This window comes from Pseudomonas sp. 2822-15 (assembly GCF_002742515.1).
GTDB classification, from domain to species: Bacteria; Pseudomonadota; Gammaproteobacteria; order Pseudomonadales; family Pseudomonadaceae; genus Aquipseudomonas; species Aquipseudomonas salomonii.
Window position 1 is genome coordinate 56,030 of record NZ_LJRY01000136.1, and the last position, 13,766, is coordinate 69,795.

A 13,766-nucleotide genomic window follows, 5' to 3' on the forward strand; every position below is an offset into this window, starting at 1 on the left:
CCGAAGTGTCTCCCCACTCTTCGGGGTTTCTTTTTGCCTGGGATTTATCCGGCACAGGCTCAAGGCTCGGGGGAGTTCAGGAAAAAGCTCGGGTTATCCAACAAATACTGTTCACGCATTGCTGGGTCTAACCACGAAGCGTAGGACTGTTGCACTTGCTCCAGTGGGATCTCACCCAACGCCTGATCGATTCGCTGTATGGCCTGGCGACCTTGAGGCGTGTTGGAGCAGCCGATATGCGTGCGCTGGTAAGGCGCTGAACCCTTGATGGGAAAGAACAGCAGGTCCTGGGCCGCAATCCCCTGTTGCTGGGCGTGATAGCGGATTTCCGGCGGGTAGCCCAGCACGGCCTCAAGTCGCCCCAGACGTTGCATCTGCAACAGGCTGCCCAGGGCGTCATTGCCATAATGCAGGGCCAGGGTGTGCGGGTCAGCGTGCTTGAGCTGTTCATCGACGGAGGGGCCGTAGCTGCGTTCGGCAGTGGCGCCGATGCGCGCCTTATGGGCTTTGAGAAAGGCTTGCAGGTCAAACTGACCCTCGACGATATAGGGCGCCATGGCCGCCTGTTGGCTGCGCGGGATCGTCACCCCATTGCTGACCGCCACGAATGCCTGGGCGGAAAACACCACGTACTGGGCGCGCTCTGGCGTCCACAGCAGCGATGGATCACAGATCAGGGATTGAGCACGCAACATTTGAATGCCGCGCGCGCGGTTGACGTGCATCACTTGATGCCGATACTCCGGCAGGTGCTCCATGAGCAGCGGCAACAGTTGGTCGAGTGCGCCCTGGTTTTTTTGCGGGCCTTCGAAGATGGTCATTGGCGGCAGGTCGCGCAGCAGCCAGATCATTGTGTTCTCGGCCCGTGCCGAGAGCGACCAACTGCCGAGCAATATGCTTACAAGCAGCAAGCGGATGTACGGGCGAACCATCAGATCGCGCCATCCTCACGCAAACGGGTAATGGCGGCGGCGTCGTAACCCAGCTCATTGAGCACCGTGCTGTTGTGCTCACCCAACTGCGGCCCAACCCATTCGCAACTGCCTGGCGTCTCGGAGAGCTTGGGCACGATGCCGGGCATTTTGAAGTCCTTGCCACCTGGCAATTGCGCCTTGAGGAACATTTCCCGGGCCAGAAACTGCGGGTCGCCGAGCATGTCTTCGGCACTGTAGATACGGCTGGCGGGCACTTCGGCCTTGTTCAGTTGTTCGACCACTTGTTCCAGCGGCAGCGAGTTGACCCAGCGATCAATCACCCCGTAAAGCTCGTCACGGCGGCTGTCGCGCCCGTCATTGCTGGTCAGGGCCGGGTCGTTGGCCAGGTCGTCGCGGCCGATGGCGCTCATGAAGCGCTTGAAGATCGCATCGCCATTGGCGCCGATCTGCACATGCTTGCCGTCGGCACTGGTATGAATCGAAGAAGGCGTGATGCCGGGCATGATGTTGCCGGTGCGCTCGCGGATAAACCCGAACACGTCGAACTCCGGGATCATGCTTTCCATCATCGCGAAGATGGCTTCGTACAGCGCCACATCCACCACTTGGCCGAGCCCGCCGTTGACTTCCCGGTGCCGCAGCGCCATCAGCGCGCCGATTACCGCCCACAGGGCCGCAATGGAATCGCCGATTGAAATTCCGGTGCGCACCGGCGGGCGGTCTTCGAAGCCGGTGATATAGCGCAAACCGCCCATGGACTCGCCCACCGCACCAAAGCCCGGCTGGTCTTTCATCGGCCCGGTCTGGCCGAAACCGGAGAGGCGCACCATCACCAGCTTGGGGTTCAGCGCGTGCAGGGTTTCCCAGCTCAAGCCGAGTTTTTCCAGCACACCGGGGCGAAAGTTTTCGATCAGGATGTCGGCGTCCGCCAGCAGCTGTTTAAGAATCGCCAGGCCATCCGGGTGTTTGAGATTCAGGGTCAGCGACTTTTTATTGCGCGCCTGCACAAACCACCACAGCGACGTGCCTTCGTACAGCTTGCGCCACTTGCGCAGCGGGTCGCCGCCATCGGGGGATTCGACCTTGATCACCTCTGCACCGAATTCGGCGCAGATACGTGAGGCAAACGGGCCGGCGATCAGGGTGCCCAGTTCGATGACTTTCAGGCCGGCGAGCGGTTTGGCATTAAACGACATGAGGATCCTTAACAAGCAGGGGCGGTGGTGTCATGCCTTTTAACATAGGCGAGCGGCCCAGGGATAAGCATGATGCAGCGCAGTATTCGTTCAATGGCTGCCCCATCGGTTAGACTGGCGACCTTTCCCTGTCTTTAGAAGCCCGTTCATGGCCCAGCCGTCCACGACCTACAAATTCGAACTCAACCTCACCGACCTCGACCGTTCGGTGTACGAGAGCGTCAAACAGACCATCGCCCGCCACCCTTCGGAAACCGAAGAGCGCATGACCGTGCGCCTGCTGGCCTACGCCCTTTGGTACAACGAGCAGTTGGCGTTCGGGCGTGGCCTGTCAGATGTAGACGAGCCGGCCCTGTGGGAAAAAAGCCTGGATGATCGGGTTCTGCACTGGATTGAAGTCGGCCAGCCCGACGCCGACCGCCTGACCTGGTGCTCGCGCCGCACCGAGCGCACCAGCCTGCTGGCCTATGGCAGCCTGCGTGTATGGGAAGGCAAGGTGGTGCCGGTGGCCAATAACCTCAAGAACGTCCACATCGCCGCCGTGCCGCAGGAAGTACTCGAGACCCTGGCCAAGGACATGCCGCGCGTGATCAAGTGGGACGTGATGATCAGCGAAGGCACCATTTTTGTGACTGATGATCGTGGCCAGCATGAAGTGCAGCTGCAGTGGCTGGCTGGCGAACGCGGCTGAAAACTAAAAACGGTGAAAGCTGGCTTGTGTGGGAGCTGGCTTGCCTGCGATGCAGACACCTCGGTCCATCAGACATACCGCGGTGATGCTATCGCAGGCAAGCCAGCTCCCACCGTTGGTCCGTGTTGATTGCTCAATTGTTATTTAACTGTCGTATTAGAAGAGAAGCTTCCGTCACCCCATGCGTATCGATCCTCGCCCGTTGCCCGCCGTCCTGCCGTTTCTCGGTGAATTGCCACCGCTGTTGACCCGTCTCTACGCCGCACGCGGTGTGCAGTCTGAGGCTGAGCTGGACAAGAGCCTGGCGCGGTTGATTCCCTACCAGCAACTCAAGGGCATCGACGCGGCGGTAGACCTGCTGGTGACGGCCCTGGAGCAGCGCCAGCGCATCCTTATCGTCGGTGACTTCGACGCCGATGGTGCCACGGCCAGTACCGTGGGCACCTTGGGCCTGCGTTTGCTGGGTGCGGCCCATGTCGATTACCTGGTGCCCAACCGCTTCGAATACGGCTACGGCCTGACCCCGGAAATCGTCGCGGTGGCGCTGCAACGCGAGCCGCAGCTGCTGATCACTGTGGATAACGGCATCTCCAGCGTTGAAGGCGTGGCGGCAGCGAAGGCCGCCGGGTTGCAGGTTTTGGTCACCGACCACCACTTGCCCGGCGATGAATTGCCGGCGGCGGATGCCATCGTCAACCCGAACCAGCCTGGCTGCGAGTTCCCCAGCAAGGCGCTGGCAGGCGTGGGGGTGATCTTCTACGTGCTGATGGCCCTGCGCGCGCGGTTGCGCAGCCTGGGCTGGTACGACAACAAACCGCAGCCGAACATCGGCGAGCTGCTCGACCTGGTCGCCCTGGGCAGCGTCGCTGACGTGGTGCCGCTGGATGCCAACAACCGCATCCTGGTGCACCAAGGCCTGGAGCGTATTCGTGCCGGGCGTGCGCGGCCGGGGATCAAGGCGATCCTCGAAGTGGCCAAGCGTGACCACGCGCGTATCACCTCCACCGACCTCGGTTTTATCCTCGGGCCACGCCTCAATGCGGCGGGGCGCCTGGATGATATGAGCCTGGGCATCGAATGCCTGCTCACCAGTGACGTGGCGGCCGCACGGGAAATGGCCGCACAACTGGACGGCATGAACCAGGACCGCAAATCCATCGAGCAAGGCATGCAGCGCGAGGCCCTGGCCCAGCTCAAGGACTTGCCGGTGGAGTCGATGCCTTACGGCTTGTGCCTGTTCGACCCGGAATGGCACCAAGGTGTGATCGGTATTCTGGCGTCGCGCATGAAAGAGCGGTATTTCCGCCCGACCATCGCCTTCGCCGACGCCGGTGATGGCCTGCTCAAGGGCTCAGGGCGCTCTGTACAGGGTTTTCACATCCGTGATGCCCTGGCGGTGGTCGCCAGCCAGCATCCCAACCTGATCGCCAAATACGGCGGCCACGCCATGGCCGCCGGCCTGACCTTGCCCGAGGAAAACTTCCCACTGTTTGCCGAAGCCTTTGATGCCGAAGTGCGCCGGCAACTGTGTGAAGAAGACCTCACCGGTCGCCTGTTGACCGACGGTACGTTGGCGGTGGAAGAGTTTCACCTGGAACTGGCGCGTGCCCTGCGACATGCCGGGCCATGGGGCCAGCACTTTCCCGAGCCGTTGTTTCACGGTGTGTTTCAGTTGGTGGAACAGCGTGTGGTTGGCGAGCGGCACCTTAAAGTGGTGCTCAAGAGCGAATGCGGGTCAGTGAAGCTCGATGGCATTGCGTTTGGTGTGGACCGTGAAGTCTGGCCGAACCCGACGGTGCGTTGGGTGGAGTTGGCCTACAAGCTGGATGTGAACGAGTTTCGTGGCAATGAAACTGTGCAGCTGATGATTGCGCATATCGAACCGCGCTAGCGCTTATTAACATCGCAAAACAACTGTGGGAGCTGGCTTGCCTGCGATGCGCACGCCTAGGTCTATCAGACAGACCGAGGTGATGCTATCGCAGGCAAGCCAGCTCCCACACAAGCCCGCTCACACATTTTTAATCCGCGTACAGGTCGGATTACTCGGCCTTGTCCTTCGCCTGGTGCTTCACAATGATATCCACCAAACGCTGAGCCAGCGCCGGGTAGTTCTCATCAAAGTGATGCCCGCCCGGCAGCTTTACCGCCTCGCCCACAGCCGTGGTGTCGGTGCAGCCACTCTCGTTGACTTCTTCAGCACCGTAGATGCACACCACTTTGTCCGCCGGCAGCTTGGCCATTTCCGGGCCGGTGGCGGCTTCTTTGCCGGCGTTGCCCAGCCAGCCTTCCACTTCGATTTCAAAGCTGCCGGTGCGTGCAAAGGCGAGCAGGATGATGGCGTCGACACGCTGCTGTTCGCTTTCCGGCATGCGGTTGTAGATCGCCGGCAATACGTCTGCGCCGAACGAATAGCCGGTCAGTACGAAGCGTTTGGTGCCCCACTTCTGGCGGTAGTGCTGCATCAGCTCGGTGAGGTCTTTGGCGCTTTGTTCCGGGGTCTTGTGCTGCCAGTAGTAGCGCAGGGTGTCGATGCCGACCACCGGGTAGCCGATCTTGGCCATTTCACCGGCTACATCGCGGTCCAGGTCACGCCAGCCGCCATCACCGGAGAGGAACAGGGTAACGGTGTCCTTGGCTTGGCCGGCCGGTACTTCGACCACCGGAATCGCCAGGCCGCCGTTGTCCGAACCGACCAATTGCTTGCGCAGTTCGTTGTTCAGCACTTGCGGGTAGTGAATGTCGTAGTCGCTGATGCTGGTCGTCGCGCGCGGTGTATCGCGTACGAAACTGGCGCTTTCATCGTCAGGGTTATCGTTCCACGCCACCAGCCAGTTGCCGTGGGCGGAGGTTTTCGGCAGTGGGTCCTTGCAGCCTTCCTGCACCAGGGCGAAGCCGACGGAGATGGCGTTGGCCTTGTCGTCGTTCTGTGACGCCAGCCAGCGCCAGGCGAGCGCGGCGCCAGGGCCGATACCGCTCACCAGCGTCGCCGGGCCTTTAAGCTGGGCCAGGGCGCTTTGCAGGGCTTGTTCCTGCAGCTTGCAGTCATCTTTTGGCAGGATCACTTGCACGATCTGCGCCGAGCCGCCCTGGCTCAGGGCAATCAGCTGGCTGTCGCTCAAGGTTTCGTCGGCCATTACGGCCACGGCCACGCGGGCCTTGGCCGAGCCGTTAGGCGTCACACGGGTCATCACCGAACCGTCGGCCTGGGGCAGTTGTTCCAGGGTCGGTTGCGGGGCAGGGCGGTTCCAGTACCAAAAGCCACCCGCCGCGATCAGCGCGAGCAGCACTACTAAGGCCAATACATACCGCCAGGAGCGTCGAATCATCAGCGTTTCACCAATCCAGTCAAGCCGCCCGCAATCAGGGCGGCGGTATCGGCCAGTGCCACCAGCGGATCAAGTCCTGCGGGCACGGCCATATAACGAGGTTCCCAGTCAGGCTGGAACTTGTCTTTGAAGCGGCGCAAACCTTGGAAGTTATACAGCTGCTCGCCACGGCGGAACACCATCGAGCCCAAGCGTTGGGTCAGTGGCGCACCACGGCGCGGTTGCAGGCCCGACAACGGCACCATGCCGAGGCTGAAGCGGGCGTAGTCGTGGTTCTTATAATGTTGAATCAGGCCAACCATCATGAATTCCATGGTCAGCTTCGGCGCGTCCGGGTGCGCACGCATCAGGTCGAGACTGGCCAGGTCATGGTTGTAGGTCTCGAGCAGGTTGGCGAAGGCTACCGGGCGACCTTCGAAGCGAATGATCGCGATGCGAAAGTGCTTGAGGTAGTCGTCGCTGAAACGTCCCAGGGAGAAGCCTTTTTCCCGCACGTTTTTGCCGGTCAGCCAGGCATCGGAGATGACTTTGAGCTCATCCATCGGCGCCTGGCCCGGGTCGCAGATCTCCAGGGACAAGCCGTCCCGGGTGCCACGGTTCCAGGTGTAGCGCAGGTCCTTCATCTCTTTGCCCTTGGCTTCCAGGTCAAAGCGTTTGAGGTCGACGCGGGCTTCTTCGCCCAGCTTGATCGCGGTGAGGCCGATGTCCATGTAGTACGGCTGGTTTTCGGCGCGTACCTGGTAGAACACGGGGCGTGCGTGATGGATGTCGCACAGGTCACGGAACTGCCAGATCATCTCCGCGCGGGGCTGAGTCGGGCCGATCGGGTCGTACAAGGCCACCAGGCTACGCCCGCGACGGGCGTACATCAGGAAGGCTTCATCGTTGGGGTGAAACAGCAACGCCTTGTCGCCGGTCAGCGCCAGGCCGCCGTCAGGTTGCGAGGAGGCCATCAGGATCTTGGTGGCGCGCTCCAGCTCATCCGGGGTCGGCAGGTGGATCACCGGGCGGGCGGTGCGCAACAGCCAGGTCAACGACACGATGACCAGCAACACCGCCGCACCCAGCAACGAACGCAGGCCCCGTGGGGCGTTGGCGTCCAGGGTGAACTGCCACCACAGTTGATGGCTGTACGGCACATCTTGATAGGCAAACAGCAGCAGCCAGATCGAGGCGCCCAGCACGCAGACGCTGGCCACCAGGTACAGCGGCGAGAATGGCAGTTCAGTCAGGCGGCTGGCTCGGTAAAACGAGCGACGGAAGATCGCCAGCAGCACGGCGGTCATGGTCATCAGGCTGGCTTCTTCCCAGTCAAAACCCTTGAGCAGCGAGAGCAGGGCGCCGGTCAGCAGCAGCACCATGGTCAGCATCCAGGCCGCCGACAAACGTCGACGCAGGCCTTGGGCGAGCAGCAGGCACAACACGCCGATCAGGCTGGCACCGAAGTGCGAGGCATCAATCAGGCGGTGGGGAATCAGGAACCCGATGTTTTCCAGGCGTGAGTCGATTTCCGGCGTGGCGCCGGAAAAAAGCAGGACCACGCCGGACAAAAAAACCAGTACGGCCAGCACCGGCGCCGCCAGGCCCGATGCAACCCGCAGGCTTTGCTGGGTCTGGAACAGGCGCTGGGCTTCGTTGACCAGCAGGAAGATACAGGCGATCAGCAGCGGCAGCACCACGTAGATCATCCGGTACAGCAGCAGGGCCGCGGCCAATGGCGCGGCGCCGAGTTTGTCGGCAAACGCGGCCAGCAGAATTGCCTCGAACACACCCACGCCGCCCGGCACATGGCTGAGTACACCGGCCGCCAGGGCCAGCAGGTACACCAGCAGGAACGGGCCGAATGGCGGCGCTTCGGGCAGCAACATATAAAGGACGGTGGCGGCAGCGGCCACATCCAGCGCGGTAATGATCAGTTGCAAGAAGGTCAGGCGGCGGCCGGGCAGGCGCAGCGTGCGACGCCCCGCCTTGACCAGCAGGTTGTCCGGGTAAGGCTGCTCCGGCAGGCGGCGGCGATAAATGCCGATGCACAGCGCAACTGACAGCAGCAGCACCACGCCGGCAATGCCGCCGAGCAGGCCTTGGGACACGTGCAGGTAGGTCGAGGCCGCCGGCAAGTTACTCAAGGTGGCCAGTGCAGCCAGCGGCGGCAGGGCGGTGCCCAGGGCCAGGCTGGCAAATACGGTCATGTGCGCCACTTCCGAGGCGCCGATGCCGTGGCGTGCATATAAACGGTAGCGCACCGAGCCGCCGGAAAGCATCGACAGGCCAATGGCATTGCCGATGGCAAAGGCGGTGAAGCCGCCCATGGCCAGGGTTTTGGCCGGCAGCTTTACGCCGGCATAACGCGCGCCGGAGAATTCATAGCCCAATAGAATGACGAAACCGGCGACCGCCGCGGCAAATGCGCCGAGCAAGGCAGGCTTGGGCACTTCCAGGATCGAGTCGTGGAGCGCGTAAAGATCGAGTTCCAGCAGCAGGTGTCGGCAGGCGATCAGGGCGATAGCGAACAACAGCAGAGTGACGGCCAGCCCAATGGGTTGACGGTATTTGCTCAACAGATCCAGCCAACGCAAACGGGTGGGAGTAATCGGTTGTTCCGCTGTGACGGTGTCTTGTGGTTCAGACGAGTTGGCGCGCATCAATCACCTCGTGGATTGTGCGCGACAGGATGGAGGTATCCAGCCAAGTTACCAATCCCTATGGACAAAATAATTACAAATATTAACGCTTATCGCCGGGGGCGGCGACAGCGGCCATTGGTCGTAGAGGGTCGTGCTTGAGTACTGAGCATAGCTTGCAATGACATGGACTCTGCAAACCGTATACGGTTTCATGAAAGATGCCATGCCATTGTTTCAGAAGAACTTTTTCACCGGATACAAAAAAGGCCACTCTTTCGAGTAGCCTTTTTTGATGTTTGGTTGCGGGAGCCGGATTTGAACCGACGACCTTCGGGTTATGAGCCCGACGAGCTACCAGACTGCTCCATCCCGCGTCTGTGGGCGGCATTCTACAGCCCAGCGGCGAGGTGTCAACCGTTAATAGTCTGATGGGTCAAATAAGTGGAAATTAGTCACTCCACAGCCACCTTGTGCGGTAAGTGCAGGGTGGGCAACGTTTTTTCTGTCTTACAATTTTCATACAGGGCTAAAACAGGCGCGCACAAAAAAGGCCACTCTTTCGAGTAGCCTTTTTTGATGTTTGGTTGCGGGAGCCGGATTTGAACCGACGACCTTCGGGTTATGAGCCCGACGAGCTACCAGACTGCTCCATCCCGCGTCTGTGTGTCGGCATTCTACAGAGGAACGCAGGTGTGTCAACCTGTGAATTGAAGAAAAGCGCTTGTGGTTCAATCGGTTAGCTCTCCAGGGTGGGCTTCAAACGGCCTAGGGGCCAGTCTGGCCAAGGGTTTCAGCTCTATTGGCGGCTGGTTTTCGATTGAGAAAATAAATTCACCTGGGAAGTTTCCTACCGCTCAAACGGCAGATTCAAACTACTGGTGCTATATACAGGGGTGAGTGCGATACTGGCCGCCCGTTGGATTACACCCTCTGTTTATATGACGCAGCGCAAAATCATCCACGTCGACTGTGATTGCTTCTACGCCGCCATCGAGATGCGCGACGACCCGAGCCTGGCGCAAAAGCCCTTGGCGGTCGGCGGTTCGGCAGACAGGCGCGGGGTGATTGCCACCTGCAACTATGAGGCGCGGGCCTATGGCGTGCGCTCGGCCATGTCATCGCGTCACGCCTTGAAGCTGTGCCCGGACCTGACCATCGTCAAGCCGCGCATGGATGCCTATAAAGAAGCCTCGAAAGAAATCCAGACGATCTTTCGCGACTACACCGACCTGATCGAGCCGTTGTCGCTGGACGAAGCCTACCTGGATGTGTCCGACAGCCCGCATTTTGGCGGCAGTGCCACGCGTATCGCCCAGGACATCCGCCGGCGCGTCTCCAACCAGTTGCACATCACCGTGTCGGCCGGCGTGGCACCGAACAAGTTTCTGGCCAAGATCGCCAGCGACTGGAAAAAGCCCAACGGCCTGTTTGTGATCACCCCGGATCAGGTCGAAGACTTTGTGTCGCAGTTGCCGGTGAAAAAGCTGCACGGGGTCGGCAAGGTCACTGCCGACAAGCTGGCGCGCCTGGGCATCGAAGACTGCCTGCAGCTGCGCGAGTGGAACAAGCTGGCGCTGGTGCGTGAATTCGGCAGTTTTGGCGAGCGGCTCTGGGGCCTGTCCCGGGGGATTGATGACCGCGTGGTGCAGAACGATAGCCGTCGGCAATCGATCAGTGTGGAAAATACCTACGACGTGGACCTGCCGGATCTTTCAAGCTGTCTGGCGAAACTGCCTGAGCTGATGGAAACGCTGGCGGGGCGCATGGCGCGTATCGACAGTAGCTACCGCGCGGGCAAGCCGTTCGTTAAGGTGAAGTTTCATGACTTTACCCAGACGACGCTGGAGCAGGCCGGGGCAGGGCGGGATCTGGGGAGTTATCAACAGCTGTTGACGCAAGCGTTTAACCGGGGCGGGAAGCCGGTGCGGTTGTTGGGGATTGGGGTGCGGTTGCTGGACCTGAGCAGCGGTAACGAGCAGCTCCAATTTCCCTGGTAAAAACCGGATCAAAAAAATGTGGGAGCTGGCTTGCCTGCGATAGCGCTGTGTCAGTCATTGATGCTTTGACTGATACACCGCTATCGCAGGCAAGCCAGCTCCCACAGTTGTCTTTCAGTGTTGCTTGAATCTCAGCGTGCCCCAGGATCTGCGACAAGCCTTCCTGCATCCTTGGTCAGTGCCTGCAGAAACTCCTGCTGCAACTCCGGATCATTGCGCGTCAATTCGATCAGGCTTTGTTCCAGCTCGCTGGCTTCTTCTTCCAGGCCCAGCTCCGACAGGCGTTTGACCCGGTGCACCCATTGGCTCACTTCGTCATCTTCCAGGTCGTCGTAGATCAGGCCGTGGGCTTCGAGCAACTTGCCGCGCAGGGTGTTGCTGATCGCCAGGGTCGAGTCGGAATGCACATCGTCCTGGCCGTCTTCCACGCTGATCTTCAAGGTGCTGACGCGGTTCAGGTCCTGCTCGGCAAACGGGCTGTCCAACAGGTTCAGGCGCAGTACGCCGTCGCGGTCGGTGGTCAGCTCATGGGTCTGCTTGCCGGCGGTGACCTGTACCGGGCGTTCGCTCCAGGGCAGGCTTGAATACTCGGTGCGCTTGTCGCGCTGCACTTCATCAATACCGGCCAGGTTCTGTTGTGCACGGCCGTGGGATTGCACGTTCATGAACGGGTTGATGCCGTCCACGCCGTAGCTCAGCCAGTCGTGCGTCATGCTGGTGGGCAGGTTGCCGAGGGCGAAGATATTCACCACGTTGGCGCCCGCGCCCGCTACCAGTGCAACGGCACCTAACGGCATCTCATAGAGTTTGCGCCAGGCCTGGTAGGGGGTGTAGCGATCGTAACGGCGGGTGACTTCGAACTCGGTGACCTCAAAGGTCTTTTGCTCGTGAATGCGAACCCGGCGTTGCGGCAGTTCCAGCAATTTGGGTTCGCCGACATCGATTTGCAGGCTGTGATCGAGCAACTTGCGCTCGACCCGCTCCTCGTGCTCACTGCGTTGCGACATTTGATTGGCGCAGCCGCTGACCAGCAGGGCGCCGCACAAGGCGGCGCCTCCCAGGGCTCTGGTGTTTCGCTTGAACATGACTTCTCTTGATCTGGTTTTCAGCGACGAATACGCGCCTGAAGGAAAGACAGCACGTCAGCCACCGGCAACGGTTGGGCGCAGGCTTCGGTCCGGCTCTTGTATTCCAGATTGCCATCGGCCAGGCCGCGGTCACTGACCACGATACGGTGCGGGATGCCAATCAGTTCCATGTCGGCGAACTTGATGCCTGGGCTGGTTTTCTTGTCCCGGTCATCGAGCAGCACTTCAAAACCGGCAGCCGTCAGTTCGGCATACAGTGTGTCGGTGGCTTCGCGTACTTGCTCGTTGTCGTAGCGCAGCGGTACCAGGGCGATCTGGAACGGTGCCAGGGCGTCGCTCCAGATGATGCCTTTTTCGTCGTTGTTCTGCTCGATGGCAGCGGCAACCACGCGCGATACACCAATGCCGTAGCAGCCCATGTCCAGGGTGATCGGCTTGCCGTTCTCGCCCAGCACTTCGCACTTCATCGCCTTGCTGTACTTGTTGCCCAGCTGGAAGATGTGCCCGACTTCGATGCCGCGCTTGATTTCCAGGGTACCTTTGCCGTCCGGGCTTGGGTCACCGGCCACCACGTTACGCAGGTCGGCCACGGTCGGAACCGGCAGGTCACGCTCCCAGTTCACGCCGAAGTAGTGCTTGTCGTCGATGTTGGCGCCGATACCGAAGTCGCTCATCAGCTCGACCGAACGGTCGATGATGATCGGCAGCGGCAGGTTCAGCGGGCCCAGCGAACCGGCACCGGCGCCAATGGCGTCGCGCAGTTCGGCATCGGTGGCCATGACCAGCGGGCTGGCCACGCCAGGTTGCTGGGCCGCCTTGATTTCGTTGAGTTCGTGGTCGCCACGGATCACCAGGGCGATCAGCTTGCCTTCTTCTTCGGCGCGCACGATCAGGGTCTTGATGGTCTTTTCAATCGGCAGATTGAATTTTTCCACCAGGGCCGCGATGGTCTTGGTGTCTGGCGTATCGACCAGGCGCAGCTCTTCAGTCGGGGCAGGGCGCGAGCTTTCGCGCGGCACGGCTTCGGCTTTCTCGATGTTCGCCGCGTAGTCGGAGCCGTTGCTGAACACGATATCGTCTTCGCCTGACTCGGCCAGCACGTGGAATTCGTGGGAGCCGGCGCCGCCGATGGAACCGTTGTCCGCTTCAACCGGGCGGAATTTCAGGCCCAGGCGCGTGAACACGTTGCAGTAGGCGGTGTGCATGCGGTCGTAGGTGGCCTGCAAGGACGCCTGGTCTGCGTGGAACGAATACGCGTCCTTCATGATGAATTCGCGGCCGCGCATCAAGCCGAAGCGTGGGCGGATTTCATCACGGAACTTGGTCTGGATCTGATACAGGTTCAACGGCAGCTGCTTGTAGCTGCTGAGCTCGTTGCGCATCAGGTCGGTGATCACTTCTTCATGGGTCGGGCCGGCGCAGAAGTCGCGGCCATGACGGTCCTTGAAGCGCAGCAACTCAGGGCCGTACTCTTCCCAGCGCCCGGATTCCTGCCACAGCTCAGCCGGTTGGGTGCTCGGCATCAACACTTCCAGAGAGCCGGCGGCGTTCATTTCTTCGCGAACGATGGCTTCGACCTTGCGCATCACCTTCAAGCCCATGGGCAGCCAGGTGTACAGGCCGGAGGCCAGTTTGCGGATCATACCGGCGCGCAGCATCAGCTGATGGCTGATCACAACCGCGTCGGAAGGCGTTTCTTTCTGTGTGGCGAGCAAATATTGACTGGTACGCATGGTAGGCCGTTGTCGGTTGCTTGGACTTGAAATGACTTGGGATTGTACGGGCGGTTGTCGCTGGAGTACAGGCGTGAGGTCGTGGCGGTGTTTCTGTTGAAGTAGAGCCTGTGTGGGAGCTGGCTTGCCTGCGGTAGCGGTGTTGGATTCACCATCGCTATCGCAGGCAAGCC

General features: G+C 60.7%; 9 protein-coding genes and 2 tRNA genes. 3 read left to right on the forward strand and 8 right to left on the reverse strand.

From position 1 onward, the window contains the following. Window positions 1-59 precede the first annotated feature (59 nt). Both AOA59_RS00970 and AOA59_RS00975 read right to left on the reverse strand, forming a co-directional pair. Window positions 60-932, reverse strand: a complete 873-nt coding sequence (locus tag AOA59_RS00970; RefSeq protein ID WP_099485506.1) for a TIGR02285 family protein — start codon at window positions 930-932, stop codon at window positions 60-62. Then, a complete protein-coding gene (locus tag AOA59_RS00975) occupies window positions 932-2,131 on the reverse strand; it encodes a CaiB/BaiF CoA-transferase family protein (RefSeq protein WP_099485508.1) in 1,200 nt (399 codons plus the stop codon). Before AOA59_RS00975 ends, AOA59_RS00970 begins: the two co-directional genes overlap by 1 nt. 148 nt (window positions 2,132-2,279) lie before the next feature. On the opposite strand from AOA59_RS00975, the gene AOA59_RS00980 reads away from it, so the two are divergent. Both AOA59_RS00980 and recJ read left to right on the forward strand, forming a co-directional pair. Then, window positions 2,280-2,822, forward strand: coding sequence for a YaeQ family protein (locus AOA59_RS00980; protein WP_099485510.1), 543 nt, complete (start codon window positions 2,280-2,282; stop codon window positions 2,820-2,822). A 181-nt stretch (window positions 2,823-3,003) separates the two neighbouring features. Then, window positions 3,004-4,713: a single-stranded-DNA-specific exonuclease RecJ gene (recJ, locus tag AOA59_RS00985; protein WP_065930394.1), complete on the forward strand. Its 1,710-nt coding sequence runs from the start codon at window positions 3,004-3,006 to the stop codon at window positions 4,711-4,713. Between the two features lie 151 nt (window positions 4,714-4,864). Here the strand turns inward: recJ and AOA59_RS00990 are convergent, their stop codons facing one another. From AOA59_RS00990 to AOA59_RS01005, 4 genes are all read right to left on the reverse strand, one after another. Then, window positions 4,865-6,151: a virulence factor family protein gene (locus tag AOA59_RS00990; RefSeq protein ID WP_065930395.1), complete on the reverse strand. Its 1,287-nt coding sequence runs from the start codon at window positions 6,149-6,151 to the stop codon at window positions 4,865-4,867. Further along, window positions 6,151-8,793: a bifunctional lysylphosphatidylglycerol flippase/synthetase MprF gene (mprF, locus tag AOA59_RS00995; protein WP_099485512.1), complete on the reverse strand. Its 2,643-nt coding sequence runs from the start codon at window positions 8,791-8,793 to the stop codon at window positions 6,151-6,153. The genes AOA59_RS00990 and mprF overlap by 1 nt, the downstream gene beginning before the upstream one ends. 279 nt (window positions 8,794-9,072) lie before the next feature. Continuing rightward, window positions 9,073-9,149: transfer RNA gene (locus AOA59_RS01000), tRNA-Met, on the reverse strand. Window positions 9,150-9,356: 207 nt separating this feature from the next. Next, window positions 9,357-9,433: transfer RNA gene (locus tag AOA59_RS01005), tRNA-Met, on the reverse strand. A gap of 280 nt (window positions 9,434-9,713) precedes the next feature. Between AOA59_RS01005 and dinB the strand changes: the two genes are divergently transcribed. After that, the gene (dinB, locus tag AOA59_RS01010) at window positions 9,714-10,772 is read left to right on the forward strand and encodes a DNA polymerase IV (protein ID WP_099485514.1); all 1,059 of its coding nucleotides are present in this window, start codon (window positions 9,714-9,716) and stop codon (window positions 10,770-10,772) included. A 131-nt stretch (window positions 10,773-10,903) separates the two neighbouring features. On the opposite strand, the gene AOA59_RS01015 is transcribed toward dinB, so the two are convergent. Together AOA59_RS01015 and AOA59_RS01020 are read right to left on the reverse strand one after the other, a co-directional pair. Further along, window positions 10,904-11,857, reverse strand: coding sequence for a hypothetical protein (locus AOA59_RS01015; RefSeq protein WP_099485516.1), 954 nt, complete (start codon window positions 11,855-11,857; stop codon window positions 10,904-10,906). A 20-nt stretch (window positions 11,858-11,877) separates the two neighbouring features. Further along, window positions 11,878-13,593, reverse strand: a complete 1,716-nt coding sequence (locus AOA59_RS01020) for a proline--tRNA ligase (protein ID WP_099485517.1) — start codon at window positions 13,591-13,593, stop codon at window positions 11,878-11,880. Window positions 13,594-13,766: the final 173 nt, after the last annotated feature.

Coding starts and splice junctions, on each gene's coding strand:
- AOA59_RS01015 (WP_099485516.1), bottom strand. CDS start 11,857: ATGTTCAAGCGAAACACCAGAGCCCTGGGAGGCGCCGCCTTGTGCGGC.
- AOA59_RS00980 (WP_099485510.1), top strand. CDS start 2,280: ATGGCCCAGCCGTCCACGACCTACAAATTCGAACTCAACCTCACCGAC.
- AOA59_RS00990 (WP_065930395.1), bottom strand. CDS start 6,151: ATGATTCGACGCTCCTGGCGGTATGTATTGGCCTTAGTAGTGCTGCTC.
- dinB (WP_099485514.1), top strand. CDS start 9,714: ATGACGCAGCGCAAAATCATCCACGTCGACTGTGATTGCTTCTACGCC.
- recJ (WP_065930394.1), top strand. CDS start 3,004: ATGCGTATCGATCCTCGCCCGTTGCCCGCCGTCCTGCCGTTTCTCGGT.
- AOA59_RS00970 (WP_099485506.1), bottom strand. CDS start 932: ATGGTTCGCCCGTACATCCGCTTGCTGCTTGTAAGCATATTGCTCGGC.
- AOA59_RS01020 (WP_099485517.1), bottom strand. CDS start 13,593: ATGCGTACCAGTCAATATTTGCTCGCCACACAGAAAGAAACGCCTTCC.
- mprF (WP_099485512.1), bottom strand. CDS start 8,793: ATGCGCGCCAACTCGTCTGAACCACAAGACACCGTCACAGCGGAACAA.
- AOA59_RS00975 (WP_099485508.1), bottom strand. CDS start 2,131: ATGTCGTTTAATGCCAAACCGCTCGCCGGCCTGAAAGTCATCGAACTG.